This is a genomic window from Micromonospora sp. WMMC415 (genome assembly GCF_009707425.1).
Taxonomy (GTDB): Bacteria; Actinomycetota; Actinomycetes; order Mycobacteriales; family Micromonosporaceae; genus Micromonospora.
This window is the reverse complement of the sequence record NZ_CP046104.1, coordinates 2,093,579-2,119,037: the sequence shown is the minus strand read 5'-3', so window position 1 is coordinate 2,119,037 and position 25,459 is coordinate 2,093,579. Positions and strand designations below refer to the sequence as shown.

The window sequence follows — 25,459 nt, the reverse complement described above, 5'->3', positions numbered from 1 at the left end:
CACCGCTCAATCCGAGAGCTGGTGCAGGTCGAGGCGACCGCGGGCGAACGCGTCCACCCGGCCCCACCGGCCCGGGATGTCCAGCACCTCGATCCGGCCCATGCCGACCGGCAGGCGCGGCTCGACGGCGAGGTGGCCCTCGTGCGGCTCCAGGCCGAGCATCGTCCGCAGAAGCAGCAGCGGCGCCCCGGTGGACCAGGCCTGCGGGCTGCACGCCGTGGGGTACTCGACCGGGAACTTCGTCAGCTCCCGCGGGTAGCCGCCGAAGGCCTCCGGCAGCCGGCCGTCGAAGTACCGGGCCGCGTCGAGGATGCCGTTGGCGATGGTCGCCGCCTCGTCGGCGAAGCCGTAGTTACGCAGGCCCCACGCGATGAAGGAGTTCTCGAACGGCCAGATCGTGCCGTTGTGGTAGCCGATCGGGTTGTAGCGGACCTCACCCTCGGCGAGTGTCCGCACGCCCCAGCCGGAGAAGAGCCGCGGCCCGACCAGGTGCTGGGCGATCTTCCCGGCGCGGTCGGCGTCGACGATGCCGCTCCACAGCAGGTGGCCGACATTCGAGCTGAGCACGTCGCACTGCCGGCCGTCCGGGTCCAGGGCGAGCGCGTAGTACTCGCCGTCCTCCACCCACCATTCCCGGTTGAACCGCTCCTTCAACGCGGCCGCCTCCCGCTCCAGCCGGTCGGCGAACTCCGGGTCGCCCCAGAACTCGCGCGCCAGCCGGGCGGCCCGCACCTTCGCGTCGTACGCGTACCCCTGCACCTCGCAGGTCGCCCGCGGGAACGGGGGCAGCTTGCCGTCACGGTAGGAGATGGAGTCCCAGGAGTCCTTCCAGCACTGGTTCTCCAGGCCCGTGTCGGTGTTGCGCCGCTCGTACCAGATGTAGCCGTTGCCGACCAGGTCGGCGTAGTTGTCGATCCACTTCAGCGCCGCCCGGCACTCGGCCTGCAGTTCCACGACCAGCGCGGCGTCGCCGCTCCACTTCTCGTACTCGTCGAGCAGCACGATGAACAGCGGCGTCGCGTCCACCGAGCCGTAGTACGGCGAGTGCGGCTGTTCCTCGAAGGCCGCGGTCTCGCCGTACCGCATCTCGTGCAGGATCCGGCCCGGGTCCTCGTCCCGGAAGTCGTCGAACCGGGTGCCCTGGAGGGCGGCGAGGATGCGGAGCGTCGTCTTGGACAGCTCCGGCGTGAACGGCAGCACCTGGAGGCAGGTCAGGATGCTGTCCCGCCCGAACATCGTCATGAACCACGGCAGACCGGCCGCCGGCAGCGTCGCCCCGCCCAGCGACAGCGGTGAGAAGCGCAGCGCCGCCAGGTCCACGAGACAGCGGCGGTACGTCGCGGCCAGGTCCTCGTGCTCGGTGTTGACCTTCGGCGCGTTCGCGATCCACTCCTCCAGATCCTGCTGGAGGGCGAGCCGCTCCGTGCCGTGGGCGCGCACCCCCATCCGCAGGTCCCGGCCCCCCGGGCCGACCGCGTGCGTCTGCACGTCGACCTGGGCCATCCACTGCTCGTTGGGTTCGAGATGGACGGTGTACCCGAAGCCGCCCTTGTCGTACCGGGCCGGCACCGACGACGCGATCACCGTCTCCCGCCGGAAGCTGCCGCGCCGGTAGCCCAGCCGCAGCCGGTCCGGCTCGACCTCGGTGTAGATCTCGCCCTTTTTGTTGAGGATCTCGTCCTTGACCTGGAACAGGTCGGCGAAGTCGGACGCCGCGTCCATCCGGATCTCCAGGTCGACCGGCTTCTCGTCGTGGTTGAGGATGGTGACCGTCTCCCGGAAGCTGCCGCCCACCGCCCGTTCCCGGACGATCGACAGCTTGGCGTCGATGTAGTGCGTCGCCAACCCCGGCACCAGGAAGAACCGCGCCTCGTAGTACTGCAGGTCGTCGTACGAGAGCGGGTTGAGCCGCTCCCCGTTGACGGTCAGCACCCAGGTCGACAGGAAGCGGGTGTCCAGGGAGAAGAGTCCCGTCGGCTCGGTCGGCGTGGCCTCGATGTCACCGGTGTCCTCGGAGACGACGAAGGTGTTTCCGTCCAGGATCCGGACGTGGTTGCTCTTCGACATCAGACCACCTCCCGGTGGAAGGCCCGGCGGGGGCCTCGGGAGTCGGGGTCACCGGGGAAGAGGCGCTCGACCTGGACGATCAGCCGCGGGTCGCCGGCGACCGTCACGTCCCCGCGCAGGATCGCCGCGATCCCGTGCTCGCGCCCCGAGGCGAGGTCCTCGAACAGCGCCGGACTCGTCCCCACCACCGTGTCCGCGTCCCGGTCCTCCTGGGTCACCCGCAGGTTTCCCCGGTCGATCCTGACCATCCAGTGGTGCGTGTGCGCTCCCTCGTGCAGATCGAAACGCAGGGTCCCCGAGGTCTTCGCCAGCAGGGGTTCGTACCCCCTCCGGTCGAGATCCTCGAAGAACCGCGTGGTCGCGTCCGCCATCGGGTCCTCTCCTCCCCGTCGGTCGTGTCCCTCACCGACCGGCGCGACGGCTCCCGCCCGGTCGGTGACTCGACGTCCGGACACGGGTCCCCGTCCGCGGCCCGGTCAACCTCGCCCGGATCGGGTGAGCCGGCGGGCGGAACCGTCCGACGGCGGCGGTAACCTGCCGACGACGGAGGGGATGCGATGACCGAGGTCGACCGCCGGCGGGTCCTGGGCTACCGGGCTGCCGCCCAGGAGCTGCACCGGCCGGGCGGCCGGGCGGCCGACCTGGCGGTGGCGGGGCTGGGCGTGCAGGACACGCCGTACGGGTCGGCGCGGCTCGCGCTCGCCGCCCGTGGAGTGCCACCGGAGGACGACCGGCTGGAGCTGATCTGGTCGATGCGTGGCGCGCCGCACCTGCACCGCCGCACGGATCTGCCCGCGCTCGCCACCGCCCTCTGGCCGCTGTCCGACGCCGACGCCACCCGGCGGATCGCCGGCCAGATCCGGACGGGTGCCGCGCTGGGCATCGCCGCGTTCACCGCCGCTGCCATCGCGTTCGCCGAGGTGGTCACCGGGCCCGTGCCCAAGGGCGAGGCGAGCCGGGCGGTCAGTGACCGGGTGCCGCCCGAGCTGACGTACGACTGCGGGCCGTGCGCCGCGCGGCACATCTCCGGGTCGCTCTTCCAGCAGGCGGGCCCCTTCCTCGCGGTCCGCGACCGCGGGGTGCTCGTGCCGGAGAAGGCCCACCAGGCGCAGGTGTGGCGGATCATCGGCAACCCGGGTGCGGTGCTGGTGGACGGTGACGTGGCCGGGACGTGGCGGGCCAGGCAGGCGGGCCGGAAGACGCTGGAGATCACGGTGACCCCGTTCGCCGGCCGGCTGTCCGCCCGGGTGCGGGGTCAGCTCGACGCCGAGGCCGCCCTCGTCGCCGGGGCACGCGGCGCCGCCGAGGCCCGCGTCGAGGTGGCAGCGACGTGACGCCCCGGCCCCCGGAGCGGCGGCACGAGCCGACCGGCCGGGCGGCGGGACCCCCGGACCCACCCTGACCGGCGGCACGGCGGCTCCCGGACGGCGTGCCGCCGGCCCCCGCGGTACGGGAGCCGGCGCGTCCGCGGCGGACGTCAGTTGTTGGGGTCGTCGGCGCTGATGTCGGCGAGCACGGACTGCGGTTCGCGCTCCACCGCCAGGTCGCCCATCGACACCAGGCCGACCAGCCGCCCGTCGTCGACCACCGGCAGGCGGCGCACGGCGTACGTCCGCATCAGGTCCGCGGCGGCCACGGCGTCGTCGTACTGGCTGACCGTGATGACGTCCTTGGTGGTGATCTGGTTCAGCTTCGTCGAGGCAGGGCTCATGTTCTCCGCCACGGCCCGGACGGTGATGTCGCGGTCCGTCACGATGCCGACCACGTTGTCGCCGTCGGTCACCACGACGTCCCCGATCGCGCTGTCCCGCATCTCCTGGGCCGCCGCGACCAGCGTGTCGTTGCCGTCCATGGTCACCAACCGGGTCGTCATGAACTCTCCGACCGTTGTCATGGTGCTCCCCTCTCGGTGTCGGCACCGCGGTCTACCCGCGCCCGGACGGCAGGTAACGCCGCGCGGAAGGGGCGGTCAGCCGCGCGGAGGCACGCCGTAGACGCGTTCGACGTGCAGGCGCAGCACCAGCCGCCGCTCCGCCACCATCGCCCGGCGGTAGTCGTCCCAGTCGGGGTGTTCGCCGCCGATCGCCCGGTAGAGCGCGACCAGTTCCCCGACCGTCGGGTCGTCCGGGCGCTCCGCCACCGGGGTCAGCTCGGCGCGCGCCTCGACCACCGCGTACGCCCAGCCGTCCTCGCTGCTGACGTGGAAGCTGGCGCGGGGGTCCCGGCGCAGGTTGGCCGTCTTGGCCCGGCCGTCGGTGACCGACACCCGGACGACGCCGGCCGCGCGGTCGTACGCGTAGACCACGTTGGACAGTTGGGGCCGCCCGTCCCGCTTGAGTGTCGCCAGCACGCCCAGCCGGCCGGCGGCGACGAGATCGGTCAGTGCCGCCTGGCTCCGGTCGTCGGACACGGCACCCTCCCTCGTCGAGTCACCACCCATCCAAGCACGCCGAGCGGATCGCCGGCGTCCTCCGGCGGTGGGAGGATGCGGTGGTGCCGCGGGAACTGGTGCCGCCCGGCGGGGCGCTCGCCCCGTACCTCGCCGGGCTCGGCTGGTGGGCGACCGACCTGCCGGCGGGTCGGGAGCGGCGGCTGCCCACCGGCGGGATGCAACTGGTGGTCAACCTCGCCGCCGACGAGGTCCGCTGGTACGACGCCGACGGCCGGGAACACCGGCGCGGCGGCGCCGTCGTCTGCGCGGCCACTCCCGGTCCGGTCACCATCGACACCGCCGACCAACGGATGGTGATCTGCGTGCCGTTCCGGGCCGGCGGCGCGTATTCCGTGCTCGGCGTGCCCGCGACGGCGCTCGACGAACCGGTCGTGGAGCTGGCGGCGCTCTGGGGCCGCACGGCCGTGACCCTGCGCGAACGGCTGCTGGCTGCCGGCGGGCCGAGCGCGGCCGTGTGGGAGCTGCGCCGGACGCTGACCCGGCGGCTGGGCCGCGGGCCGGGCCACGATCCGGCGGTGCCCGCCGCGGCGGCCGCCCTCGATCGTGGGATGGCGGTGGCCGACGTGGCGGACCGGCTCGGCCTGACGGCGGCCGGCCTGCGCCGCCGCTTCGCCGTCGGGACCGGGCTCACGCCGAAGCGGTACGCCCGGATCCGGCGGCTGCAACGGCTGCTGCGTCACCTGCCGGACGCACCGGTGGACTGGTCCGCGGTGGCCGTCGGGGGCGGGTGGTACGACCAGGCGCACCTGATCCACGACTTCCGCGAGTTCACCGGTGGCACCCCGGGCGCCTACCAGCCCCGGTCAGCGACGGAACCGAACCATCTCCCGGTGGTGAGGTGACGATTCTTCCAATCCGGGTGCGGACCGCGCGGTGAGGATGGGCGACATGACCACGTTCCGAGGCGTCTCGCCGTACCTCTACTACACCGATGCCGCCGCCGCGCTCGACTGGCTGGCGCGGGTCTTCGGCTTTGTCGAGCAGGTCCGTTACCTCGACCCGGACGGTGTCGTCCGTGAGGCGGAGATGACCGTCGGTGACGTGCCGATCCACCTCTGCGGGCTCGACCCCGACCACTGGCAGCGGCAGGGCCTGCCGGGCCCCACCGGCCAGCTGACGATCGTGTACGTCGACGACGTCGACGTACACCACGCCCACGCCGTCGCCGCCGGGGCCGTCGCCGACCCACCCGAGACGAAGGACTACTCCGCGCGGACCTACCTGGTCCGCGACCCGGGCGGCAACAGCTGGTGCTTCTGGCAGCCGCTCGACCGCCCGGTACGGCTACGCGACGGCTGGAGCGAGACGCGCCCCAAGCCCGTCACCGCCCGGGGCGACCGGTGACGGGCGTGCGGCCCTACCGGCGTTCGGCGGCGACCAGTTCGGCGAGCTGCACCGCGTTGAGCGCCGCTCCCTTGCGCAGGTTGTCGTTGGAGCAGAACAGGGCGAGCCCGTGCTCCACGGTCTCGTCGGCCCGGATCCGCCCCACGTACGTCGGGTCCTGGCCGGCGGCCTGGAGCGGCGTGGGCACGTCGGAGAGTGCCACGCCGGGCGCGCCGTCGAGCAGGTCGCGGGCGCGCTGCGCAGTGATCGGGCGGGCGAACCGGGCGTTGATCTGGAGCGAGTGACCGGTGAAGACGGGCACCCGGACGCAGGTGCCGGAGACCTTCAGCCCGGGGATCTCGAGGATCTTGCGGCTTTCGTTGCGCAGCTTCTGCTCCTCGTCGGTCTCGTCGGAGCCGTCGTCGACGATCGAGCCGGCGAGCGGGAGCACGTTGAACGCGATGGGCCGGGCGAACGAGCGCGGCGCCGGGAACTCCACGGCGGCACCGTCGAAGGCGAGGCCGCTGGCCTGCTCGGCGACCTTGCGGACCTGCTCGTCCAGCTCGGCGACACCGGACAGGCCGGCGCCGGAGACGGCCTGGTACGTCGACACGACGAGCCCGACGAGCTCCGCCTCGGCGTGCAGCGGACGCAGCACCGGCATGGCGGCCATCGTGGTGCAGTTCGGGTTGGCGATGATGCCCTTCGGGCGGGCCGCCGCGGCGTGCGGGTTGACCTCGGCGACGACCAGCGGCACCTCCGGGTCCATCCGGAACGCGGACGAGTTGTCGATGACGACCGCGCCGGTCGCGGCGACCCGGGGGGCGAGTTCCCTGGCGGTGCCCTTGCCGGCCGAGAAGACGACGATGTCCAGCCCGGAGTAGTCGGCGGTGGCCGCGTCCTCCACGGTCACCTCCTCGCCCCGCCAGGGCAGGGTGCGCCCCGCCGACCGCGCCGAGGCGAACAGCCGCACCTGCTCCGCCGGGAACTTCCGCTCCGCCAGCACCTGCCGCATCACGCCACCGACCTGGCCGGTGGCCCCCACAATGCCGATCCTCATGACCGCGAGGCTACCCAGCGGGACGAGCCGACGGGGAACGCTTTCCCACCGCCCGGGCCACCGTCACACCGCCCGCCAGGGGCCCGGGCCTGGTCAGGGCGGCGCCGCCGACCCGCAACCCCACCGCCGATCGGCCGTCCCGACCGGAAGATCCCGGGCACCGGGCCCACCTGACCGCAGCATCGCCGACCGGCCCGGGGCCCACGCCACCCCCACCAGAACCGCTCCCGTTCCCGGGGACGCGACCGACATCACACCGGCCGCCGCTGGAGCGACCGCCACCCACCGCCGGGGGCAACCGCCACCCGCCGCGCCGCCGGAGTGGCCGCACTTTCACGGAAAGAGTGGCCTCGGGGCGCGGAATGAGCACTCTTTCCGGGAAAGTGCGCGAATCTTGGGGGCGCGTGCGCAGCCGCGGCGTGGCGCTGCGTCCCCTCACGGGGCTGTCGTGACGATCTCCCCCAGACCGGTAGCCATGAGGTCGTCGCGGATGAGGGCCGCGTCACCCTCGATCACCAGCGTCAGCGACCCGGGGTGGAGGTGGGTGGCGGCGGCGGCGGAGACCCGGTCGACGTCGGCGGCCAGCAGCTCCTCGCGCAGGCGGGCGTGGTAGTCGTCGGGCAGGTCGTGGACGACCAGGGTGGCCAGCGCCCCGGCGATCGCGCGCGGGGTCTGCAACTCGACCGAGAGCTGCCCGGCCCGCCAGGACCGCGCGACCGCGAGCTCCTCCTCGGTCACCCCGGTCTCCTGGGTACGGGTGATCTCACCGACCGCCTCGACGAGGGCGGGTGCGGTCACCGCCGTCTGCACCCCGGAGGCGACCGCGAACCGCCCGAACCGGCGGGACGCGGCGAAGTCCCCCCGGATGCCGTACGTGTAGCCGCGCACCTCGCGGATCAGGTGGTTCAGCCGGGAGGTGAACGCGCCGCCGAGCACGGTGCCGGCGAGGGTCGTCGGCACGTGGTCGGGGTGGGCGCGGTGCGGTGACGGGTGGCCGAGCCGCAGCGTTGACTGCACCGAGCCCGGCCGGTCGACGAGCACGATCCGGCGCCCGTCGCGCCGGGTCACCGGGATCGGTCCGCCCCGGTCCACCGGCCCGCCGCCGGTGCCGGCGAAGGCGGCCGCTCCGAGGACGTCCAGGTCGAGCCGGTCCAGGTCGCCGGCGACGACCAGGGTGCCCGGCCGGATGAACCACTCGGAGTGGAAGACCCGTACGTCCTCGACGTCCAGCGCCGCGACCGAGTCCGGGTCACCGTAGAGGGGGCGACCCCAACGGTTCCCGGCACCGAACAGGTCGGCCCGCAGCGCCGCGTCCGCCCGCGGGCCCGGGTTCGCCCAGTCCATGCGCAGCGCGGTGGCCTCGTCGTCGCGGACCCGCCGGACGTCGTCCGGGTCCAGCCGGGGGGTCCGCACCGCCTCGGCGAGCAGCTCCACCGCGGCGGGCAGCCGGTCGACCGGCACCTGCACGCTCACCTGGAACGAGTCCCAGTCCAGCCCGGTCACCAGCTCGGTGCCCAGCGCCTCGATGGCCAGGGCGTACGCGGTCGCGTCGCGCTGGGCCGTCCCCTCCTCCAGGGCCTTGGCGAGCACCCCGCCGAGCCCCTCCTTGCCGCCCGGTTCGCGCCCGGCGCCGGCGTCGAGCAGCAGCAGCGCGACGGCGAGGGTCTGCCCCGGCAGGTGCGCGGCGACCACCTGCCCACCGGCCACGGTGCGCCGGACCACCTGCGGGAACCGGTACGGGCGGGCGGCTCCCGCGCCGGGACGGGTGGTGATCAGCGTCATGAGGTCTCCTCGGACACGTAGGTCAGGGTCACCCGGTCGGGACCGGCGAGCACGTCGGCGGCCACCTCCGCGATCTGCTCGGCGGTCACCGCCAGCCAGGCCGGCAGCCGCTCCGCGGCCTTCCTCGGGTCGCCGAACTGGGTGGCGTACCGACCGAGCACGTCCGCCCGGCCCTCCACGCTGGACATCTGCCGCCACCAGGCCGTGCTGAGCAGCGCCTTGGCGCGGTCCAGCTCGGCGGCGGTGACCGGCACGGAGGCCAGCTCGTCGACCACCTCGGCGAGCCCGGCGGTCAACCGCTCGGCGGTCACGCCGGGCCGGGCGGTGGCGGTGGCGATCAGCGGTGCCGGGGCGTGGGCCAGGTCCACCCCGTACGCCCCGACCAGGTCCGGCTGCGCGATCCGCTCACCCTCGGCGAGCCGCTGGTAGAGGCGGCTGCCCCGGCCGCTGCCGAGGACGGTGGCGAGCACGGTCACGACGTCGTACCCGGGGCTGCCGAAGGGGTGGGTGCGGTGCGCGACGTACACGCGGGGCGCGGGCACGTCGGTGACGACGCTCTCCACCGCCGGCACGCCGGGGGCCGGGACGTGCCGGCCGTCCGGCGCGGACGGGATCTCCGGCCGGGGCGGGATCGCGCCGAAGTACTTCTCGGCGAGGGCGTACACCTCGGCGGCGGAGGCGTCGCCGACCACGGTGAGCACCGCGTTGTTCGGGGCGTAGTAGGTCGCGTGGAACGCCTGGAACGTGGCGAGGTCGGCGGCGTTCAGGTCGGCCATCGAGCCGATCGTCGCGTGGTGGTACGGGTGCCCGGGCGGGTACAGCAGCGGCAGGAGTCGCAGCCACGCGTCGCCGTACGGGACGTTCTCGTAGCGCTGCCGCCGCTCGTTCTTCACCACGTCCCGCTGGTTGTCCAGCGTCTCCTGGGTGAGCGCCGGGATCAGCCCGCCCATCCGGTCGGCCTCCAGCCAGAGCGCCAGCTCCAGGTGCTCGGCGGGGACGGTCTCGAAGTAGTTGGTGCGGTCCGGGTTGGTGGTGGCGTTGAGCGACCCGCCGCAGCCCTGCACCAGCTTCATGTGCTCGGTCTTGGCGACGTTGACCGAGCCCTCGAACATCAGGTGCTCGAAGAGGTGGGCGAAGCCGGTCTGCCCCTCCGGCTCGTGGCGGGAGCCGACGTCGTACCAGAGGTTCACGGCCACGGCGGGGGCGGTGCGGTCCTCGCTCACCACCACGCGGAGGCCGTTGTCCAGTCGGGTCGTCTCGATGGGCCAGGGGTAACCGCTGTCGGGCATGGCACGACGCTATCCGATCTCGCAGGCGGAAACGCGACACGCCGGTGCGGGGGGCTCGGCCCGGTGTCGCCGGATCGGCGGTCTCGCCGGGGACGGCGGGCGGCGCGGTGGGCGGCAGGTATCGACGGCCGGCCGTCGGGTACCGGAGGGGCATGTCGCCTGCCGCCGCCCTGGACCGGGCCGCCCTCGTCGTGGACGGGCTCACCACCGCTCTGACCCGGCTGCGCCGGGCGCGGTTGCTGCATCCGCGGGGCCGCTCGTTCACCGGCGAGGTGACGGTCTGGGGGTTGCCGGGGCCGCCGACCGGGGTGCCGCTGTTGGACCGGCCCGGTCGGTACCCGGCGGTGGTGCGGCTCTCCAAGGGGGTGCCGACCCCGGACGGCTGGCCGGACGTGCTGGGGCTGGGGGTCCGCGTGCGGCACGGCGCCGACCGACCCTTCGACCTGCTGGTCAGCTCGGCCGGGGCGGCGCCGGTGCTGCGTCACGTCCCACTGCCCCGACGCCGGGTCGCCGGGACCTACACGACGGTCATGCCCTACCGGGCGGGGCGGCGGCGGCTGTTCCTGGCGGCGCTGGCCGATCCGGAGTCGGTGGACCTCGGTCGTGACCTGGCCGAGGTGACCGCCGCGGCCCGCTCGGACGCGCCCCGCCTGGTGCTCGCGGTGGCGTCGGCGGTCGGGCCGTGGCGGCCGTTCGGCCAGGTGAGCATCGGCACCCAGGTCGGTGCCCGGGAGGACGCCGCCCTCGCGTTCGATCCGATCGGGAACCTGCCGCCCGGGCTCCGGGCGGTCGGGCCGCTCGCCTGGCTGCGCCAGGTCACCTACCGCGCGTCCCAGCGGACGCGGGGGGCGGCGCCGACATCGGGGCGGGTCAGTCCGGGGGCTCGCTCGGGGTGACCGTCTGGTCGGAGGTGCGCTGCTCCAGCACGGTGTCGGGGGCGGCGTTCCGGTCGGCCTCGCGGATGTCCGACTCGGCGAGGATGGCGTCCGCCTGCGCGTCCGGGTTGTCGCTGCCGACGCTCGCCTCCTCCGGCAGCAGGTGCGCGCGGGACTCGATCCGCTCCTGGTCGCTTCGCTCGTCACTCATGCCGGCCCTCATACCCCCCGCCCACCCCCTGCACGCGTGAAAGGAAGGGCCCCTTGTTAACGCCTGGCGTAGCGAAAGGGACCCTTCCTAACAGCTCAGGAGCGGAACGGCCCGCGCACCTCGTACGTGATGCCGCCGGACGACGAGCCGGACGTGCCCCGCTGCGACGAGAAGTAGAACCGGGTGCCGTCGGGCGAGAACGCCGGGCCGCAGATCTCCGACGAGGACTGGCCGGTGATCCGCAGGAACGGGGCCACCACCTCGCTGGGCGTGATGATGTTGATCTCCATGTTGCCGCCGTCCTCGGCGACGAAGAGGTCACCGGAGCGGGAGCCGGTGATGTTGTCCACGCCGGTCAGCGGCGCGGTCCCGGAGACGAGCGAGTCGTCGTACGCGAGGTCGATGCGCTGGTTGACCGCGTCGTACGCCCAGACCCGGTTGTCGCCCTTGGTGGTGAACCAGCAGGTCCCGTCGGCGTACCAGCAGCCCTCGCCGCCGTTGAACTTCTTCGCCCCGGAGACCTGGTTGCGCGTGTACGTCGGTGAGCCGTCCGGGTCGGGTACCCGGGCCCAGGTCACCGGCCCGCTGGTGGCGGTGCCGGCCACCAGCACCTCCAGGGTGCCGCTGGAGAGGTTGCCCCAGGTGGTCGGGCGGAACCGGTAGAAGCAGCCGCTGCTCTCGTCCTCGGTCAGGTAGATCACCTGACGGTCCGGGTCGCAGGCGGCGGCCTCGTGCTTGAACTGGCCCATCGCGGCTCGCCGCACCGCGGCCGTGCCGCCCTGCGGGTACGTCTCGTACACGTAGCCGCGGCTGACCTCCTCGCAGGAGAGCCAGGTCCCCCACGGCGTCGCACCGCCCGCGCAGTTCTGCCGGGTGTTGGACAGGATCCGGTACGCCGAGGCGATGCTGCCGTCGGAGTTGAACCGCACCGCCGACGCACCACCCCCGGGGTTGATCTCGGAGTTGGAGACGTAGATCCAGCCGGTGCCGGCGGCGAAGCAGGCACCGCCGTCGGGTGCGTCGTGCCAGGTGTACGACGTGCCGGTGACGGCCTGCCGGGACCGGGCGATGATCCGGCTGGTGAAGCCCGCGGGCAGTTGGATGCCGCGGGCGTCGGCCGGCTGGAGCGGGCCGTAGGGGCTGGCGCCGGGCTGGGCCGGGGCGGCCATCGCGGCGCCGGCCCAGAGACTGCCGGAGAAGGCGGCGGCGCCGCCGGCGACGCCGGCGCGCAGGAGAGTACGACGGTCCATCGGGAACCTCCGTGGGAGCAGCGAGCGGTGGCGCTGAAGTTACCGCCCACTCCATCGACGGAGGTGAACGTGAGGCGAGGCTTTCCGGACGTCCGGGTGAGCCCTCGCCGTCGGATCGGGTACGCTGGCCGACGTGACGCGGTCGTATCGATGGTTTAGGCAGCCGGCTCGCCAGCCGGTGACCTCATCGTGATCTGACGTCACCGCACACGAGCCGGCCGGGCAGGAGCTTGAAGTTCCTGCCCTTTCGCGTACGAGCAGCCGGCTCGTCCCGGGCACCGGCCCCGGCACGGTCGGCGGAAGGATGCCCACCGTGACGACCCCGGAGACGGACCGGGTCAGCGATCAGCGGATCGACCGCGTGGTGCCGCTGACCACCCCGGCACTGTTGCACCACCACCTGCCCCTGGACGACGAGCTCGCCTCGGCCGTGCTCACCGGCCGACGCGCGGTCGGCCGGGTGCTGGACCGCGCCGACGACCGCCTGCTGGTGGTGGTCGGCCCGTGCTCGGTGCACGACCCGGCCGCCGCCCTCGAGTACGCTCACCGGCTCCGCGAGGTCGCCGAGCGGCTCGCCGACGACCTGCTCGTGGTGATGCGGGTGTACTTCGAGAAGCCGCGGTCGACGGTGGGCTGGAAGGGCCTCATCAACGACCCGGGGCTGGACGGTTCCGGCGACGTGAACACCGGCCTGCGGAAGGCCCGCGCGCTGCTGCTCGACGTGCTGCGGCTGGGGCTCCCGGTGGGCTGCGAGTTCCTCGACCCGATCACCCCGCAGTACATCGCCGACACGGTGGCGTGGGGTGCGATCGGCGCGCGTACGGTCGAGAGCCAGGTGCACCGGCAGCTCGCCTCCGGCCTGTCCATGCCGATCGGCATGAAGAACCGCCCGGACGGCAGCATCTCCACGGCGGTCGACGCCATCCGGGCGGCCGGCGTGCCGCACGTGTTCCCCGGCATCGACGTCTCGGGCACCCCGGCGATCATGCACACCCGGGGCAACGCGGACGGTCACCTGGTGCTGCGCGGCGGCGGCGGCCGGCCGAACTACGACGCCGGGTCGGTGGCGGGCGCGCTGGAGCTGCTGCGCGCTGCCGGGCTGCCCGAGCGCCTGGTCATCGACGCCAGCCACGCCAACAGCGGCAAGGACCACCGCAACCAGCCGCTGGTCGCCGCCGACGTGGCCGCCCAGCTCGCGGGCGGGCAGCGCGGCATCGTCGGCGTGATGCTGGAGAGCTTCCTGCTTTCGGGCCGCCAGGACCTGGACCCGACCCGCGAGCTGACCTACGGCCAGTCGATCACCGACGCCTGCATCGGCTGGGACACCACGTCGGAGGTCCTGCGGGACCTGGCGGTGGCGGTCCGTTCCCGCCGCCGCACCACCGCCCCAACCGCGGCCTGACCCCCCGCCTCCCCCGCGCGCCGCGCCACGCCCTGTTGATCAAGAGGTCCTGGTCACGACACGCCGGACCTCAGCACGAAACCCTCTTGATCGACAAGGCCGGCGCGGCGGGGCGGAGGCGTTTGGGGGGAACGGCGGCGGGTAGGTGGGCGGCGTGACCGATAACCCACCTGTGACCCAGGCCCCGGGGACCGAGTCGGCCGTCCGGCGCCTCGACGACCTGCTCGAGGACCTCTACCGCGGTCAGGAGCGGATCAGCCAGAGCGACATCCACCGGCGGGCCGTCGCCGCCGAGTTGCCGGCGGAGCTGCTCACCCGGATCTCCGCGCTGCCTCAGGGCGAGTACTCGATCGACGAGGCGGCCGACCTCCTCGGCGGCTCGGTCACCTGACGCCGTGGCCCGCTCCCCGTCGGCGGGACCGTACGGACCCCCACCCCCCAGCTCGGCGCGAAGGAGAGCGACATGTCGCACCACGAGGAGCAGCACGAGAAGCTGGCGGCGCTCGGCCAACCGCCGGGCGGCCGGGACACGCTGCCGGAGCCGGACTTCGCCAACGAGCACGACCGCACGGCGGTCGACCGGGACATCATCACCGGCGACGAGGACGAAGAGGAGCACGAGGAGGAGTCGCCGCGGGGCTGGTCCGGCGAGGAGAGCTGACCGATACACGTGGACGGGGGCCGGCGCGCCGACGCCGGGCCCCCTTCCACGTCTCAGTCCTCGTCGTCGCCCTCGGCGGCCTGCTGGGCGACCGCGTACGCCATCTGGAGGAAGTCGGACGCCGCCACGGCGGTGAGCGCGGTGGCGACGAGGCGGGTCAGCCGGGGCGCCAGCACCAGCCCGCCGGTGAGCCCGGTCGCCACCCACACGGCGAGGCAGAACGGGCAGCTCAGCAGCTCCCCGACCGCGTGCCGGGTGCCGCTGCCCGAGTCGCGGACCTCCTCCATCACCTCGCCGCTGCCGATCGGCCGCTCGTACCGCGTGAACGGCGCCCGCAACGGGCTCGTCACCGCGTCCTTCGACAGCAGCCGGCTGAGCTTGTGCGTCGCGATGGACAGCAGCACCACGTCGGCGGGCGCCGGACGCTCCGGCACCGGCCGGCCGGCGCCCTTCACCACCGCCGCGATCGTCGCGGCCACCCCGGCGTAGGTGCCCATGGCCACGAGGTAGCCACCGAGCGGTCGGTGCTCGTGCGGCGCGTACGCCCGGCGTAGCCGCGCCACCTTCTCGTTCAGGTCGGTCACCGGTCTCCCTCCGTACTGGTTCCCCGCACCGGCTCAGCCGGCCTGGAGGTTGTCCGCCACCTCGCGGGCGAGGCTCTCCAGGGCCTCGTCGGCGAGCCGGTCGGCGGTGTCGTCACCGGTCACGTCGAGCCGGGTCCGGGCGCCACCGGCATCGGCCGGATCGACCCGGAGCTCGGCGGTCCACTCCCCCGCGGCCCGCCAGCGGGCCGTCAGCTCCTCCTCGCTGACGTGCTCGGCCGGCGTCCCGTCGCCGCGCAGCGGCTCGGGGAGCCACGCCGACGCCCGGTCCGGGTCGGTGGCCGTGTTGAACACCACCTCCGGCGGCGCCGACATGCCCCGCTCGGCGGACGCCATCAGGCGTCCCTCAGCCGGCTCGGGTCGACTTCCCGCCCCGGGTGCCGGGCCAGGTACTCGGTCTCCAGCTCGGCCGTGCGCCGCAGGTGGTTCGCGAGCGCCGAGTCGGTGGCGTGGCGCAGGGTGTCGAGCCGGGTGCGGTGCAGGCTGTGCATCTCGCGGATCAGGTCGTCGTCGCCGAGCTCAGCGGGGTCGATGCCGACCAGCTCACCGTCGGTGTCCACGTCGCCGCTGGCCATGTCGTGCACATGGTCCCCGTCCCACTCGGGCATCCGCTGCTCCGGGCTCGGAAATTCGTCCTGTCGTACGGATCCGGTCATCGTCGCCCCCCTGGTCTGGTTTGGGCTGGCGTCTAGACGGTTGCCCACACCGGGTGCCACCAAACCCGCCCCGACTACGACACCGCGTCGGAGACCGTCTCCGGCCCCGGTACCCTCGATGCCATGAAGCGGCTCTGGACCCCGGCGTGGATCGCGCGCCACGTGGCCATGGTCGTGCTGGTCGGGGCCTTCCTCGGCCTGGGCTGGTGGCAGCTCAGCCGCGCGGCCGGCGGCAACGCGATCAGCTGGGGCTACGCCGTGGAGTGGCCGGTCTTCGCCGGCTTCGTGGTCTTCGTGTGGTGGCGGGAGGTCCGGCACGCGTTGCGTGACCCGACCGGGCCGTCCGAGGAGCCGGCGGCCGCCGACCCGCGGCCGGCCGGGGAGTCCCCGGCCGCCGTGACGCGTCCAGCGGTACGCCGACCCGTGCGGGTCCCCCGCACCACGGTTCCCGTGCCCGGGGGCGAGGACGCCGACCTCGCCGCCTACAACCGCTACCTGCGATGGTTGACCGACAACCCGGGCGCCCGGCCCGGCGACTACCCCGGTTGAGGCCGGGTCGGAAGGACGGACGACGGTGGGCGCAGCCCTGACCCGGTACCGAGTGATCGCCTGGATCGTCGGCGTGGCGCTGATCCTGCTGGTGGTGATCGGCATGCCGCTGAAGTACGGCTTCGACAACCCGGTCGTGGTGGAGACGGTGGGCCAGGCCCACGGCTTCCTCTACATGGTCTACCTGGTGGCCACGTTCGACCTGGCCCGGCGGGCGGGCTGGCCGCTGAAGCGCATGATCCTCGTGATGCTGGCCGGTACCGTGCCGTTCGTCTCGTTCTTCGCGGAGCGACGGGTGAGCACCTGGGTGACCGAGCGCGTCGAGTCGACCCCTGAGCCGGTCGCCGGCGCGCCCACTTCCTGACTCGGGTCAGCGCACCGGCCGCCACGGGTCGGCGGAGGCGAGCGGGTCCTCCCAGCCGCCGTACCGGTTCATCTCCACGGCCCGGCGCAGCGCGCGGGTCACCTGTCCGAACTGCCGCTCGTCGTCGCTGGAGAAGAGCAGTTCGTCGGCGCCACGGCGCCGGCCCCACAGCTCGTACGCGGGCGGCCGCCAGCGGTCGCCCACGATCGCCAGCAGCACCGGCAGCAGGAACACCGCCCCCAGGATCAGGTAGGCCCCGGCGGTGAGCCGGTGCAGGCCGCCGGTGAAGCCCACGAGCAGCCCGACGCCGGTGACCATTCCGCCGGTGACGACGACGGCCCGGACGGCGACGCGGTCGTGCGGCCCGCGGGTGGTGTGCAGGTGGGTGAGTTCGGCCACCGGCCAGCTGCTGCGGCCGACGGTGAACCGGTCGACGGTGACGACGATCCCGGGCCGGGCGTAGAGCAGCGTGGAGCGCGGCCGGGCGGCGCCGGTGGGTGACTGCTTCGGTCGGGTGCTGGTGTTCGGGTCCACGGCTGTCCTCCCGCGGCTCGGGGGCCGGGTCGGGGTGACACCCGCCGTATGCGGTATTGCCCGTCGACGGGACTCCCGGCTCCGGGGCCCATTGTGTGGCCCCTCCGCCAGCAGCCGGATCGGATTTGCCGAGGCTGGCGTCGTTTCGGATGGTGGCCGCCGCCGGATACGAGCCGGCAAGTCCGTCTTATCCGGCATAGCGTGCCAGGCACCGACAGCATCCGCCGAGAACGACGAAGGCGACACATCCGGCTCACCGGACAAGCCGCTCGCAGCCGTCCCGCGCGCCAAGCACGTACCGTGACGACACTCATGTTCACTTGCTGCTGTTTCGCAACATTCGCCCCTGCTTCCACTGCGGACGACTCCTGCCCCGGGTTAGGTTGTCCGGGTTGGCCTGTCGACCGCCGTCCATCCGGACGGCACGGGCCGGCGCCACCGAGGCCTCAGCACACCCTGGTGGCGGTGGGAGAGGAGCTCACGCTCTTGTCGTCCATCCGGAACACGCTGCGCGCCCTCGCGGTCGCGGTGGTGTCGGCCGCGCTGGTCGCACCGGCCGTGCCCGCCCGGGCCGAACCGACCCCCGCCGAGTTGACCCGGCGGATCGAGAAGGCCTCCGCGGACCTGGAACGCGTCGTGGAGGCGTACAACGCCGTCAACGAGCAGATCAAGGCGAACGAGAAGACGGTGGCCCGATTACAGGACCGGATCGGGCCCCTGCAGGAGCAGGCCGAGCGGAGCCGCGCCGACGTCAGCGAGCTCGCCGTTACCGCGTACAAGACCGGCAACCTCGACACCGCGGCGGCGCTGCTGCGGCCGGGCGACGCCTCGTCGCTGGTGGACCGGTTGGCGACCGTCGGGCACCTCACCCGCGAGCGGCAGCAACGGATCGCCGCGTTCACCGACGACCAGCGCCGCCTGATCGAGGAGAAGACCCACCTGGACGTGACGCTGGAACGGCAGGCGGCACAGGCACGGGAGCTGACCAACGCCCGCAAGCGGATCGAGCGCGACCTGGCGTCGCTGTACGAGCTGCGCCGGCAGGCGTACGGGCGGGCCACCGAGGCTCCGGCGGCACGCCGGGACAGCGCCCAGCAGGCGCCGGCGATCGCCGGGTCCGCCGGTGTCGCGGTCCGCTACGCGTACGGTGCCCTGGGCAAGCCCTACCGGTGGGGCGCGGACGGCCCCGACGGGTACGACTGCTCGGGGCTGACCTCGGCGGCCTGGCGCTCGGCCGGGAAGTCGTTGCCGCACAACACCCGGATGCAGTGGGGTGCGGTGGCCCACATCGGTCGCGGCGACCTGCGCCCCGGCGACCTGGTCTTCTACAGCGGCCTGGGGCACGTCGCCCTGTACGTCGGCGGCGGTCAGATCATCGACGCGCCCAGTGCCGGCCGAAACGTGCTCAAGCGGGACATGAACATCATGTCGATCGTGGGCTACGGCCGGGTCCGCTGATCCCGTCCCGGTACGACGAACGGCCGGCGTCCCCCTATCGGACGCCGGCCGTTCCCCGTCATTCCTATCAGTTCACCTGGTCAGAAGCCTGTCGTCCCAACTAGGCGGCCTGGAGCCGCGCGGCCTCGGGCGGCCTGGAGCCGCCCGGCCTCAGGCGGCCTGGAGCCCCTCGGCCCGCGCCAGCTCGCGCAGCCGGCCGAGAGCCTGGATCTCCAGCTGCCGGATCCGCTCCCGGGAGAGCGAGAACCGCGAGGCCACCTCGGTGAGCGAGTGCTCCCGGCCGTCCTCGAGGCCGTACCGCGCCCGCATGATGCCGGCCGAACGGTCGTCGAGGTGGTTGAGCAGACCCTCGATGCGCTGCCGCTCCAGCCCGGTGAGGACGATCTCCTCCGGCGACGGCGCGTCGCTGTCGGCCACCAGGTCACCGAGGTTGGTGTCGCCGTCGTCGCCGACCGGCGTGTCCAGGGACACGGTGTCCTGCGACCAGCGCACCAGCTCGTTGACCCGCTCGACGGTGACGCCGAGCGCCGCCGCGATCTGCTCCGGCTCCGGGTCGCTGCCCAGCTCGCGGGTGAGCTGCCGGGCCACGTTGCGCATCCGGTTGACGTCCTCCACGAGGTGCACCGGCAGGCGTACGGTGCGCTCCTGCTGGGCGATCGCCCGGCTGATGGCCTGACGGATCCACCAGGTCGCGTAGGTGGAGAACTTGAAGCCGCGCTCGTAGTCGAACTTCTCGACGGCCCGGACCAGGCCGGTGTTGCCCTCCTGGATCAGGTCCAGCATGGGCATCCCGGAGCGGACGTACCGCCGGGCGATCGACACGACCAGCCGCAGGTTGGCCCGGATGAACAGGTCCTTGGCCCGATCACCCTCGGCGACCACCCGCTCGAGCTCCTCCCGCTCGACACCGGCCGGGACGCGGTCCTCGTCGAGCAGGTGCTCGGCGTACAGACCGGCCTCGATCGCCTTGGAGAGGTCGACCTCCGTGGCGGCGTCCAGCAGCGGCGTCCGGGAGATCTCGTGAAGGTAGACGCCGACCAGGTCGCGCTCCTCGGCGACCTCGTCGGTACGCATGCCGATGTTCTTGTCCACGTTGCCCACGGTCCCCTCGCTCGCGCCGGTTGCCCGGTTCCTTGCCATCCCCACGTCCGTCAGCTCCCTCCCCGTAACTTCCGCTGTGCCCATCGGTGCTGACACCTACACAACAGATGAGACGCGTCGGGGATTCCATGTCGTGAGTCGAAAGTGTCACGAATGCCTGATAATCAGCTGAGAGCGCGGTCCATGTTTGCTGTCAGCGCCCATGTGGCGGCTCTCCGGCGGGTACCACGTACGGGATGATGGATCGACGGTTCACCGTCCCCCTGCGGTCCATGGCAGCACTGCCCGGCCCAGGGGCACAGCGACCCGGGTCACCACCGAGCTGCGATCCTGGTCACTGCCAGATACGCGTCGGTGGACCGGTCGGTTCATCCACACCCGTGGTAATACCCCACGCCCCGATGAACAATCCGGGGGGTCGATCTATGCCCGGCGCCGCGCGGGCCGGCGTGGGCTCAGGACGCGAGCAGCGCGAGGGCGTCGCGGACGTGGTGCTCCGAGCGGGCGAGAGCGGCCCGTGCGGCGCTGACGCCGGCCCCGGACACGAGCGAGACCAGGGCGGTCTTCAGGTCACCGTCGGCCTCGTGCAGCGCCCGCCGGGAGATCTCCTCGCTGCACCCGGTGGCCTCCATCAGGATCGAGATCATCCGGCCCCGCAGCTTGGCGTTGGTGGCCACCATGTCGATCATGAGGTTCGAGTAGACCCGGCCCAGACGGACCATCACCGCCGTGGAGAAGGTGTTCAACACCAGCTTCTGCGCTGTGCCCGCCTTCATCCGGGTCGACCCGGTGACGACCTCGGGTCCGGTGTCCACCCCGATGAACACGTCGACCGACCGGGCGGCCTCGGCCTCCGGGTTCGCGCAGAGCAGCACCGTCGCGGCCCCCTTGGCCCGAGCCGCGGCCAGCGCACCCAGCACGTACGGGGTGCGCCCGCTCGCGGCGAGCCCGACCACGACGTCACCGGCGTCGACACATTCGGCCACCTCGGCCGCACCGCCCCGGTCGTCGTCCTCGGCGTTCTCCACGGCGCGCCACATCGCCTCCGTCCCGCCGGCGAGGTGCGCGCAGAACCAGTGCCGCGGCGAGTTGAAGGTCGGTGCGAGTTCGGCCACGTCGAGGACGCCGAGGCGGCCCGAGGTGCCGGCGCCGAAGTAGTGCACCCGGTGGCCGGCACGCAGCGCGGCCACCGCCAGGTCCACGGTGGCGGCGATCTGGTCGAGGACCCCGGCGACCGCGGCCGGTACCCGCCGGTCGGCCTCGTTGATCACCGTGACGACGTCCCGGGTCGTCATCAGGTCCAGGTCGACACTGCGCGGGTTGCGTCGCTCGGTGGGCGCGCCGACCCGGATCGCCGGGGGTGCCGTATCGGTCACCTCGTCCGGCTCCACCGCGGTCATGCCCGCCTCCGGGCCGAGCCGACCCGGTGCGACTGGACCGCGTCGGCGGTCACCTCCAGCGCCTTGCGGGCCCGGGCCCGGTTGCGCGCCGCCACGCCGACGAACAGGCAGTCGACGACGGTGAGCTGTGCGAGCCGGCTGGCCATGGCACCCGAGCGGTACGTGGTCTCCCGCGCGGCGGTGGTCAGGACGAAGTCGGCGACATCGGTGATCGGCGAGCGGGGGAAGTTGGTCAGGGCCACCGTGGCCGCGCCGCGGGCACGGGCCTGCTCCAGCACCTCGATCACGTCCGACGTGGTGCCGGTGTGCGAGATGCCGACGGCGATGTCGCCCCGCCCGAGCAGCGCCGCCGACGTGAGGGCCGTGTGCACGTCCGGGAAGTAGAAGGCGGTCCGGCCGATGCGGTGCAGCTTCTGCTGGAAGTCGGAGGCGACGAAGCCGCTGGCGCCGGCGCCGTAGACGTCGATGCGGCCAGCGGCGGCGATCGCCTCGACGACCTGCTCGCAGACCGCGGGGTCCAGTTGCTCCGCCGTCTCCTCGACGGCACGGGCGTCGTTGAAGGCGATGGTGGCGATGATCTGCGCCAGGTCGGCTCCGGGCGGGATGTCACCGCCGACGACGCGGGCGTCCGGCGGCTCGACCCGGCGGGCGGCCTCGGCGGCGAGGCGGATCCGCAGCTGCGGGTAGCCGTCCATGCCGACCGAGCGGCAGAACCGGATGACGGTCGCCTCCGAGGTCTCGGCGGCGGTGGCGAGGTCGGTGATCGTGCGGCGTGCGGCGTCGGCCGGGTCGGCCACGACCAGCCGGGCGACCCGCTGTTCCGCGGGGGACAGCGACGGCAGGAGCCCGCTGATGTGGACGATCAGTCCACCGGGCTCGTGACTCGCAGAAATCTTCGGACTCTTCGCCACGGATGAAACTTACTTTCATGAGGCGTGAGCGTCAACCACCACCGCCCGTGTCGGGCGAAGTACCGCCGATCACGGGACGTCGCTCGTGGCCCAGCCTGCCACCTGCCCGGTGCCGGCGCCTCCGCCGGGCGGCCGGCCAGGGCTGCCGGACCGGCCGTGCGACCAGGCCCGGAGGACACCTCCTCCGGCCGACTGAGTGTCGACCGGCCCCCGGAGGCGTCGACCGGCGGGCCCCCGGACGCGTCGATACGACGGTACCGCCGGGGCCCGGCACCCGGGACCCCGGGCGCGGCACTAGCGTGTGGCACATGGCGGATCGGAGTGTGCTGATCACCGGAGGCACCGGCGGGCTCGGTGGGGCGGTCACCGCCGCCTTCGTCGAGGCGGGCTGGCGGGTGGTCGTACCGTCGCGGGCGAGCGCGCCGGAGCCGGCCCCGGCGGCCGGCGACGTGGTCCGGCTGACGGCGGACCTGGCCGACCCGGCGGACGTCCGGCACGCGGTCGAGGTCGCGGCCGGCGACGCGGCCGCGCCACTGCGCGCCGTGGTCAACCTCGTCGGCGGTTACGCGGCCGGTGGCCGGGTGCACGAGACCCCGGTGACGGAACTGGAGCGCATGCTCACCCTCAACCTGCGACCGACCTGGCTGGTCACCGGCGCCGCCCTGCCGCACCTGACGGCCGGCGGCGGCGCCGTGGTCTGCGTCTCGTCCCGTGCGGCGGTCGCCCCGTTCCGCGGAGCGGCGGCGTACGCCACCGCGAAGGCAGCCGTGCTCGCGTTCGCCAACGCGGTGGCGGTGGAGTACCGGGCGGACGGGGTGCGGTGCAACACCGTCCTGCCGAGCGTGATCGACACCCCGGCCAACCGGGCCGCCCAGCCGGACGCCGACCACTCCCGCTGGGTCACGCCGGCCGAGATCGCCCCCGTCGTCCGGTTCCTCGCCTCCCCCGAGTCGGCACCGACCAGCGGCGCGAGTGTGCCGGTGTACGGCCGCGCCTGAGCCGCCGTCAGGCCCGCAGCGGCACCGGCTCACCGTCGGCGGCGCGGGGCGGCACGGGATCCGCCGGGGCGACCGGCTTCGCCCGGCCGGCGGCGGCCAGCCAGGCGTCCAGGTGCCCCCGGATCTGCCGGGCCACCTCGTCGGCGGGGCGACCCGCGTCCACCAGGACGAACGTCGGGTACTCCGGCAGCGTCCGGTACGCGCGGTCGGCCGCCCTCAGGTAGGCCATGCTCTCGTGGTCGGTGCCGCGCCGCTCGATCCGCCGGTACGCCTCGGCCGGGTCCACCGACAGCAGGAACGTCACCTGGGGTCGGGGGAACATCCGGTAGCCGAGCCGGGCCAGCCGCTCCCAGCGCTGCCCGCCGTGCGCACGGATGCTCGCGTACTGGCAGACGGCGTACCGGTCCATCACCGCGATCCGGCCGGTCAGCAGGCGACTGAGCAGCGCGGTGACGATGGCGAGCCAGCGCAGCACGGACTCCGCGGCCAGCAGGCCGGTCCGTCCGAGCAGGCGCTGGGCGTCCGCACGCCCGAGCCGCTGCGCCACCCGGCCGAGGAACCGGCGGCCGCCGGCGTTGCGGTGGTAGGTGGCGGGGTGACCCGCCGCGGTGAGCGCCTCGGCGAGCCGGTGCGCCTGGGTCGTCTTGCCCGAGCCGTCGATGCCGATCAGGGCGACGGCACGCAATCGGGCCCTACCGCGCCGCGCCACCTTCGATCTGGCCACCCTGCCCAGGTTATCCGACCCACGCTCGCCGCTCCGGCGATATGTCGTGTTTGGGAATGGTTGCTAGCTACCCGCGCGCCTGCCAGGTGTGGCCGACGGCCATGCCGGGTACCCGACTTCGAAGCCTTCCCCCTGACCACCACGACGGGAGATCCAGATGGCCGAGCGCGGGGACGAGACCCTGTTGCACACCTTGAAGAAGGTCGCCGCCGTGCTCAAGCAGGAAGACATCCCCTTCGCCCTCGGCGGCAGCTTCGCCGTGTACGCCCACGGCGGCCACTCGAGTGAGCACGACGTCGACTTCCTCATCCGCGAGGTGGACGTCGACCGCGCCCTGGAGTCCCTCGTGGCGGCCGGGTTCACCGCCGAGCGCCCGCCGGAAGACTGGCTGGTCAAGGTCTTCGACGACGGCCGCATGGTGGATCTCATCCACCGCCCCATCGAGACCCCGGTGACCGACGAGACGTTCGGCGACACCGTGATCCGCCCGGTCGACGCGATCCACATGCCGGTGCTCTCGGCGACCCAGTTGATGGTGCACAAGCTGCTCAGCTTCTCCCAGCACTACTGCGACTTCGCCCGCGGCCTGCCACTGGCCCGGTCCCTGCGGGAACAGATCGACTGGGAAGGGGTACGGAAGGAGACGCAGCACTCGCCGTACGCCGAGGCGTTCCTGGTGCTGCTGGACCGGCTGGAGGTGGTGCCGTACGCCGGCACCCCGGAGGGAGAGGGGACACCGTGACCGAGCATCGCGACGTCGCCACGGGACCACCCGACGAGTACGTGGAGGCGGAGATCCACCGGTTGCTCACCGAGGACCCCGCCGTCGCCGAGCAGGGGATCACCGTGGCCCGCAAGGAACGCGGTCTCGTGCTGTCCGGCGAGGTGGAGAGCCCGCACCGCCGCGAGGAGATCCTGCGCCGGGTGGCCGAGCGCTTCCCGGACGTGCCGATCACCAGCGACATCGGGGTGATCCGCGCGCAGGCGCCCACGCAGATCGAGCAACTGCCCTGAGGGAGGCACGATGGTGATCCGGATCGCCGCCGTGGGAGACGTGCATCTGGACGAGGACGTCGTCGGCCGCTTCCGGCCGGCCCTGGAGGAACTGTCCGACTGCGCCGACGCGCTGCTGCTCGCCGGGGACCTGACCCGGCACGGCACCGAGGCCGAAGCGCGGTGCGTGGCACAGGAGTTCGGTGGGCTGGGCGTGCCGGTGGTGACCGTGCTCGGCAACCACGACCACCAGTGCGACCAGGTGCCGCAGGTGGTCAAGGTACTGGAGGACGCCGGGATCACCGTGCTGGAGGGCACCGGCGTGGTCCTCGAGTGCGCGGGCGGGCGGCTCGGCATCGCCGGGGTGAAGGGGTTCGGCGGTGGGTTCGCCGGACGCTGCGCGAGCGACTTCGGGGAACCGGAGATGAAGGCGTTCGTCCGGACCACGACGGACAGCGCCGACGCGCTCGGTGCCGCCCTGCGCTCCCTCGACTGCGACGTGCTGGTGGCCCTCACCCACTACTCACCGGTTCCGGACACGCTGGCCGGCGAACCGCTGGAGATCTACCCGTTCCTCGGCTGCTACCAGTTGGGGCAGGCGATCGACTCGGCAGACACCGCACTGGCCCTGCACGGGCACGCGCACCACGGGACCGAGCGGGGAACGACGCCCGGCGGCGTACGGGTCCGCAACGTGGCGCACCCCGTCATCAAGCAGGCGTACAGCGTGTTCCACCTGGGTGACCATCTCGATCAGGGCGAGGTTTCCCGGATCGCTGCCTCGGGTACTCGATGAC

The 25,459-nt window shown here is 73.2% G+C and carries 31 protein-coding genes; 14 read left to right on the top strand and 17 right to left on the bottom strand.

Translation table 11 applies throughout. The annotated features are described in order from the left end of the window. Positions 1 to 6 precede the first annotated feature (6 nt). Together GKC29_RS10290 and GKC29_RS10285 are read right to left on the bottom strand one after the other, a co-directional pair. Entirely contained in the window at positions 7 to 2,067 is a 2,061-nt protein-coding gene (locus tag GKC29_RS10290; RefSeq protein WP_155330610.1) for a glycogen debranching N-terminal domain-containing protein, read from the bottom strand. Continuing rightward, positions 2,067 to 2,438, bottom strand: a complete 372-nt coding sequence (locus tag GKC29_RS10285) for an SCP2 sterol-binding domain-containing protein (RefSeq protein ID WP_155330609.1) — start codon at positions 2,436 to 2,438, stop codon at positions 2,067 to 2,069. The genes GKC29_RS10290 and GKC29_RS10285 overlap by 1 nt, the downstream gene beginning before the upstream one ends. A gap of 186 nt (positions 2,439 to 2,624) precedes the next feature. Here GKC29_RS10285 and GKC29_RS10280 point away from each other — a divergent pair, with 186 nt between their 5' ends. Then, positions 2,625 to 3,401 (top strand): DNA glycosylase AlkZ-like family protein, encoded by a 777-nt coding sequence (locus tag GKC29_RS10280; protein ID WP_155330608.1) that lies wholly within the window; start codon positions 2,625 to 2,627, stop codon positions 3,399 to 3,401. A gap of 143 nt (positions 3,402 to 3,544) precedes the next feature. Here GKC29_RS10280 and GKC29_RS10275 read toward each other — a convergent pair whose 3' ends face one another. Both GKC29_RS10275 and GKC29_RS10270 read right to left on the bottom strand, forming a co-directional pair. Continuing rightward, the gene (locus GKC29_RS10275) at positions 3,545 to 3,961 is read right to left on the bottom strand and encodes a CBS domain-containing protein (RefSeq protein WP_155330607.1); all 417 of its coding nucleotides are present in this window, start codon (positions 3,959 to 3,961) and stop codon (positions 3,545 to 3,547) included. 75 nt (positions 3,962 to 4,036) lie between these two features. Next, positions 4,037 to 4,507 (bottom strand): PPOX class F420-dependent oxidoreductase, encoded by a 471-nt coding sequence (locus tag GKC29_RS10270; RefSeq protein WP_155330606.1) that lies wholly within the window; start codon positions 4,505 to 4,507, stop codon positions 4,037 to 4,039. A 53-nt stretch (positions 4,508 to 4,560) separates the two neighbouring features. Here GKC29_RS10270 and GKC29_RS10265 point away from each other — a divergent pair, with 53 nt between their 5' ends. Together GKC29_RS10265 and GKC29_RS10260 are read left to right on the top strand one after the other, a co-directional pair. Continuing rightward, positions 4,561 to 5,361, top strand: a complete 801-nt coding sequence (locus GKC29_RS10265; RefSeq protein WP_155330605.1) for an AraC family transcriptional regulator — start codon at positions 4,561 to 4,563, stop codon at positions 5,359 to 5,361. Positions 5,362 to 5,407: 46 nt separating this feature from the next. Then, entirely contained in the window at positions 5,408 to 5,863 is a 456-nt protein-coding gene (locus GKC29_RS10260) for a VOC family protein (RefSeq protein ID WP_155330604.1), read from the top strand. A gap of 13 nt (positions 5,864 to 5,876) precedes the next feature. Here the strand turns inward: GKC29_RS10260 and GKC29_RS10255 are convergent, their stop codons facing one another. From GKC29_RS10255 to GKC29_RS10245, 3 genes are all read right to left on the bottom strand, one after another. After that, positions 5,877 to 6,902, bottom strand: coding sequence for an aspartate-semialdehyde dehydrogenase (locus tag GKC29_RS10255; protein ID WP_155330603.1), 1,026 nt, complete (start codon positions 6,900 to 6,902; stop codon positions 5,877 to 5,879). A 435-nt stretch (positions 6,903 to 7,337) separates the two neighbouring features. After that, entirely contained in the window at positions 7,338 to 8,684 is a 1,347-nt protein-coding gene (locus GKC29_RS10250; RefSeq protein ID WP_155330602.1) for a pitrilysin family protein, read from the bottom strand. Beyond that, a complete protein-coding gene (locus tag GKC29_RS10245) occupies positions 8,681 to 9,973 on the bottom strand; it encodes a pitrilysin family protein (protein WP_155330601.1) in 1,293 nt (430 codons plus the stop codon). Before GKC29_RS10245 ends, GKC29_RS10250 begins: the two co-directional genes overlap by 4 nt. A gap of 152 nt (positions 9,974 to 10,125) precedes the next feature. Here GKC29_RS10245 and GKC29_RS10240 point away from each other — a divergent pair, with 152 nt between their 5' ends. Further along, the gene (locus GKC29_RS10240) at positions 10,126 to 10,869 is read left to right on the top strand and encodes a phosphodiesterase (RefSeq protein ID WP_155330600.1); all 744 of its coding nucleotides are present in this window, start codon (positions 10,126 to 10,128) and stop codon (positions 10,867 to 10,869) included. Here the strand turns inward: GKC29_RS10240 and GKC29_RS10235 are convergent. After that, positions 10,844 to 11,059 carry a hypothetical protein gene (locus GKC29_RS10235; protein WP_155330599.1) on the bottom strand — a complete coding sequence of 72 codons (216 nt, stop codon included), beginning with the start codon at positions 11,057 to 11,059 and terminating at the stop codon, positions 10,844 to 10,846. The two genes, GKC29_RS10240 and GKC29_RS10235, sit on opposite strands and share 26 nt — an antisense overlap. A gap of 95 nt (positions 11,060 to 11,154) precedes the next feature. After that, on the bottom strand, positions 11,155 to 12,309 hold the full coding sequence (locus GKC29_RS10230; RefSeq protein ID WP_155330598.1) for an alkaline phosphatase PhoX: 1,155 nt from the start codon (positions 12,307 to 12,309) through the stop codon (positions 11,155 to 11,157). Positions 12,310 to 12,613: 304 nt separating this feature from the next. On the opposite strand from GKC29_RS10230, the gene GKC29_RS10225 reads away from it, so the two are divergent. From GKC29_RS10225 to GKC29_RS10215, 3 genes are all read left to right on the top strand, one after another. After that, positions 12,614 to 13,711 carry a 3-deoxy-7-phosphoheptulonate synthase gene (locus tag GKC29_RS10225; RefSeq protein WP_155330597.1) on the top strand — a complete coding sequence of 366 codons (1,098 nt, stop codon included), beginning with the start codon at positions 12,614 to 12,616 and terminating at the stop codon, positions 13,709 to 13,711. A gap of 145 nt (positions 13,712 to 13,856) precedes the next feature. Continuing rightward, the gene (locus GKC29_RS10220; RefSeq protein ID WP_196255848.1) at positions 13,857 to 14,102 is read left to right on the top strand and encodes a hypothetical protein; all 246 of its coding nucleotides are present in this window, start codon (positions 13,857 to 13,859) and stop codon (positions 14,100 to 14,102) included. A 72-nt stretch (positions 14,103 to 14,174) separates the two neighbouring features. Next, positions 14,175 to 14,372, top strand: coding sequence for a hypothetical protein (locus GKC29_RS10215; RefSeq protein WP_155330595.1), 198 nt, complete (start codon positions 14,175 to 14,177; stop codon positions 14,370 to 14,372). 53 nt (positions 14,373 to 14,425) lie between these two features. Here the strand turns inward: GKC29_RS10215 and GKC29_RS10210 are convergent, their stop codons facing one another. Genes GKC29_RS10210 through GKC29_RS10200 form a run of 3 tightly spaced genes read right to left on the bottom strand, consistent with a single transcriptional unit; the run spans position 14,426 to position 15,630 of the window. Beyond that, positions 14,426 to 14,956 carry a DUF1360 domain-containing protein gene (locus GKC29_RS10210; protein ID WP_155330594.1) on the bottom strand — a complete coding sequence of 177 codons (531 nt, stop codon included), beginning with the start codon at positions 14,954 to 14,956 and terminating at the stop codon, positions 14,426 to 14,428. Positions 14,957 to 14,989: 33 nt separating this feature from the next. Further along, the gene (locus tag GKC29_RS10205) at positions 14,990 to 15,310 is read right to left on the bottom strand and encodes a hypothetical protein (RefSeq protein WP_155330593.1); all 321 of its coding nucleotides are present in this window, start codon (positions 15,308 to 15,310) and stop codon (positions 14,990 to 14,992) included. Beyond that, the gene (locus tag GKC29_RS10200; protein WP_155330592.1) at positions 15,310 to 15,630 is read right to left on the bottom strand and encodes a DUF6158 family protein; all 321 of its coding nucleotides are present in this window, start codon (positions 15,628 to 15,630) and stop codon (positions 15,310 to 15,312) included. Before GKC29_RS10200 ends, GKC29_RS10205 begins: the two co-directional genes overlap by 1 nt. 123 nt (positions 15,631 to 15,753) lie before the next feature. On the opposite strand from GKC29_RS10200, the gene GKC29_RS10195 reads away from it, so the two are divergent. Continuing rightward, a complete protein-coding gene (locus GKC29_RS10195; protein ID WP_155330591.1) occupies positions 15,754 to 16,179 on the top strand; it encodes a hypothetical protein in 426 nt (141 codons plus the stop codon). A 25-nt stretch (positions 16,180 to 16,204) separates the two neighbouring features. Beyond that, entirely contained in the window at positions 16,205 to 16,543 is a 339-nt protein-coding gene (locus GKC29_RS10190) for a DUF3817 domain-containing protein (RefSeq protein ID WP_155330590.1), read from the top strand. A gap of 6 nt (positions 16,544 to 16,549) precedes the next feature. Here the strand turns inward: GKC29_RS10190 and GKC29_RS10185 are convergent, their stop codons facing one another. After that, a complete protein-coding gene (locus GKC29_RS10185) occupies positions 16,550 to 17,077 on the bottom strand; it encodes a DUF6232 family protein (protein WP_155330589.1) in 528 nt (175 codons plus the stop codon). A gap of 486 nt (positions 17,078 to 17,563) precedes the next feature. Between GKC29_RS10185 and GKC29_RS10180 the strand changes: the two genes are divergently transcribed. Continuing rightward, complete coding sequence (locus tag GKC29_RS10180) at positions 17,564 to 18,535, top strand: C40 family peptidase (RefSeq protein WP_155334067.1); 972 nt, start codon at positions 17,564 to 17,566, stop codon at positions 18,533 to 18,535. A 150-nt stretch (positions 18,536 to 18,685) separates the two neighbouring features. On the opposite strand, the gene GKC29_RS10175 is transcribed toward GKC29_RS10180, so the two are convergent. The 3 genes from GKC29_RS10175 to GKC29_RS10165 form a co-directional block, all read right to left on the bottom strand. Continuing rightward, on the bottom strand, positions 18,686 to 19,675 hold the full coding sequence (locus tag GKC29_RS10175; protein WP_196255847.1) for an RNA polymerase sigma factor RpoD/SigA: 990 nt from the start codon (positions 19,673 to 19,675) through the stop codon (positions 18,686 to 18,688). 416 nt (positions 19,676 to 20,091) lie between these two features. Beyond that, a complete protein-coding gene (gene murQ, locus GKC29_RS10170; protein WP_155330588.1) occupies positions 20,092 to 21,036 on the bottom strand; it encodes an N-acetylmuramic acid 6-phosphate etherase in 945 nt (314 codons plus the stop codon). After that, positions 21,033 to 21,947, bottom strand: a complete 915-nt coding sequence (locus tag GKC29_RS10165; RefSeq protein ID WP_155330587.1) for a MurR/RpiR family transcriptional regulator — start codon at positions 21,945 to 21,947, stop codon at positions 21,033 to 21,035. The genes murQ and GKC29_RS10165 overlap by 4 nt, the downstream gene beginning before the upstream one ends. Positions 21,948 to 22,255: 308 nt before the next feature. Between GKC29_RS10165 and GKC29_RS10160 the strand changes: the two genes are divergently transcribed. Further along, positions 22,256 to 22,945, top strand: a complete 690-nt coding sequence (locus GKC29_RS10160; RefSeq protein WP_155330586.1) for an SDR family NAD(P)-dependent oxidoreductase — start codon at positions 22,256 to 22,258, stop codon at positions 22,943 to 22,945. A gap of 7 nt (positions 22,946 to 22,952) precedes the next feature. Here the strand turns inward: GKC29_RS10160 and GKC29_RS10155 are convergent, their stop codons facing one another. Next, positions 22,953 to 23,669, bottom strand: coding sequence for a dTMP kinase (locus GKC29_RS10155; protein WP_155330585.1), 717 nt, complete (start codon positions 23,667 to 23,669; stop codon positions 22,953 to 22,955). A 157-nt stretch (positions 23,670 to 23,826) separates the two neighbouring features. On the opposite strand from GKC29_RS10155, the gene GKC29_RS10150 reads away from it, so the two are divergent. From GKC29_RS10150 to GKC29_RS10140, 3 genes are read left to right on the top strand one after another with little or no spacing between them, the layout of a single operon-like run. Then, a complete protein-coding gene (locus tag GKC29_RS10150; protein ID WP_155330584.1) occupies positions 23,827 to 24,411 on the top strand; it encodes a nucleotidyltransferase in 585 nt (194 codons plus the stop codon). Next, positions 24,408 to 24,683 carry a hypothetical protein gene (locus GKC29_RS10145; protein WP_155330583.1) on the top strand — a complete coding sequence of 92 codons (276 nt, stop codon included), beginning with the start codon at positions 24,408 to 24,410 and terminating at the stop codon, positions 24,681 to 24,683. The genes GKC29_RS10150 and GKC29_RS10145 overlap by 4 nt, the downstream gene beginning before the upstream one ends. Before the next feature lie 10 nt (positions 24,684 to 24,693). Further along, positions 24,694 to 25,458 (top strand): metallophosphoesterase, encoded by a 765-nt coding sequence (locus GKC29_RS10140; RefSeq protein WP_155330582.1) that lies wholly within the window; start codon positions 24,694 to 24,696, stop codon positions 25,456 to 25,458. The last annotated feature ends 1 nt before the right edge of the window (position 25,459 follow it).

Excerpts from the sequence above, each read along its gene's own strand:
- GKC29_RS10290 (WP_155330610.1), bottom strand. The coding sequence starts at position 2,067 with ATGTCGAAGAGCAACCACGTCCGGATCCTGGACGGAAACACCTTCGTC.
- GKC29_RS10285 (WP_155330609.1), bottom strand. The coding sequence starts at position 2,438 with ATGGCGGACGCGACCACGCGGTTCTTCGAGGATCTCGACCGGAGGGGG.
- GKC29_RS10280 (WP_155330608.1), top strand. The coding sequence starts at position 2,625 with ATGACCGAGGTCGACCGCCGGCGGGTCCTGGGCTACCGGGCTGCCGCC.
- GKC29_RS10275 (WP_155330607.1), bottom strand. The coding sequence starts at position 3,961 with ATGACAACGGTCGGAGAGTTCATGACGACCCGGTTGGTGACCATGGAC.
- GKC29_RS10270 (WP_155330606.1), bottom strand. The coding sequence starts at position 4,507 with ATGGGTGGTGACTCGACGAGGGAGGGTGCCGTGTCCGACGACCGGAGC.
- GKC29_RS10260 (WP_155330604.1), top strand. The coding sequence starts at position 5,408 with ATGACCACGTTCCGAGGCGTCTCGCCGTACCTCTACTACACCGATGCC.
- GKC29_RS10255 (WP_155330603.1), bottom strand. The coding sequence starts at position 6,902 with ATGAGGATCGGCATTGTGGGGGCCACCGGCCAGGTCGGTGGCGTGATG.
- GKC29_RS10250 (WP_155330602.1), bottom strand. The coding sequence starts at position 8,684 with ATGACGCTGATCACCACCCGTCCCGGCGCGGGAGCCGCCCGCCCGTAC.
- GKC29_RS10245 (WP_155330601.1), bottom strand. The coding sequence starts at position 9,973 with ATGCCCGACAGCGGTTACCCCTGGCCCATCGAGACGACCCGACTGGAC.
- GKC29_RS10240 (WP_155330600.1), top strand. The coding sequence starts at position 10,126 with ATGTCGCCTGCCGCCGCCCTGGACCGGGCCGCCCTCGTCGTGGACGGG.
- GKC29_RS10235 (WP_155330599.1), bottom strand. The coding sequence starts at position 11,059 with ATGAGTGACGAGCGAAGCGACCAGGAGCGGATCGAGTCCCGCGCGCAC.
- GKC29_RS10230 (WP_155330598.1), bottom strand. The coding sequence starts at position 12,309 with ATGGACCGTCGTACTCTCCTGCGCGCCGGCGTCGCCGGCGGCGCCGCC.
- GKC29_RS10225 (WP_155330597.1), top strand. The coding sequence starts at position 12,614 with ATGCCCACCGTGACGACCCCGGAGACGGACCGGGTCAGCGATCAGCGG.
- GKC29_RS10215 (WP_155330595.1), top strand. The coding sequence starts at position 14,175 with ATGTCGCACCACGAGGAGCAGCACGAGAAGCTGGCGGCGCTCGGCCAA.
- GKC29_RS10205 (WP_155330593.1), bottom strand. The coding sequence starts at position 15,310 with ATGGCGTCCGCCGAGCGGGGCATGTCGGCGCCGCCGGAGGTGGTGTTC.
- GKC29_RS10200 (WP_155330592.1), bottom strand. The coding sequence starts at position 15,630 with ATGACCGGATCCGTACGACAGGACGAATTTCCGAGCCCGGAGCAGCGG.
- GKC29_RS10195 (WP_155330591.1), top strand. The coding sequence starts at position 15,754 with ATGAAGCGGCTCTGGACCCCGGCGTGGATCGCGCGCCACGTGGCCATG.
- GKC29_RS10175 (WP_196255847.1), bottom strand. The coding sequence starts at position 19,675 with ATGGCAAGGAACCGGGCAACCGGCGCGAGCGAGGGGACCGTGGGCAAC.
- murQ (WP_155330588.1), bottom strand. The coding sequence starts at position 21,036 with ATGACCGCGGTGGAGCCGGACGAGGTGACCGATACGGCACCCCCGGCG.
- GKC29_RS10160 (WP_155330586.1), top strand. The coding sequence starts at position 22,256 with ATGGCGGATCGGAGTGTGCTGATCACCGGAGGCACCGGCGGGCTCGGT.
- GKC29_RS10150 (WP_155330584.1), top strand. The coding sequence starts at position 23,827 with ATGGCCGAGCGCGGGGACGAGACCCTGTTGCACACCTTGAAGAAGGTC.
- GKC29_RS10140 (WP_155330582.1), top strand. The coding sequence starts at position 24,694 with ATGGTGATCCGGATCGCCGCCGTGGGAGACGTGCATCTGGACGAGGAC.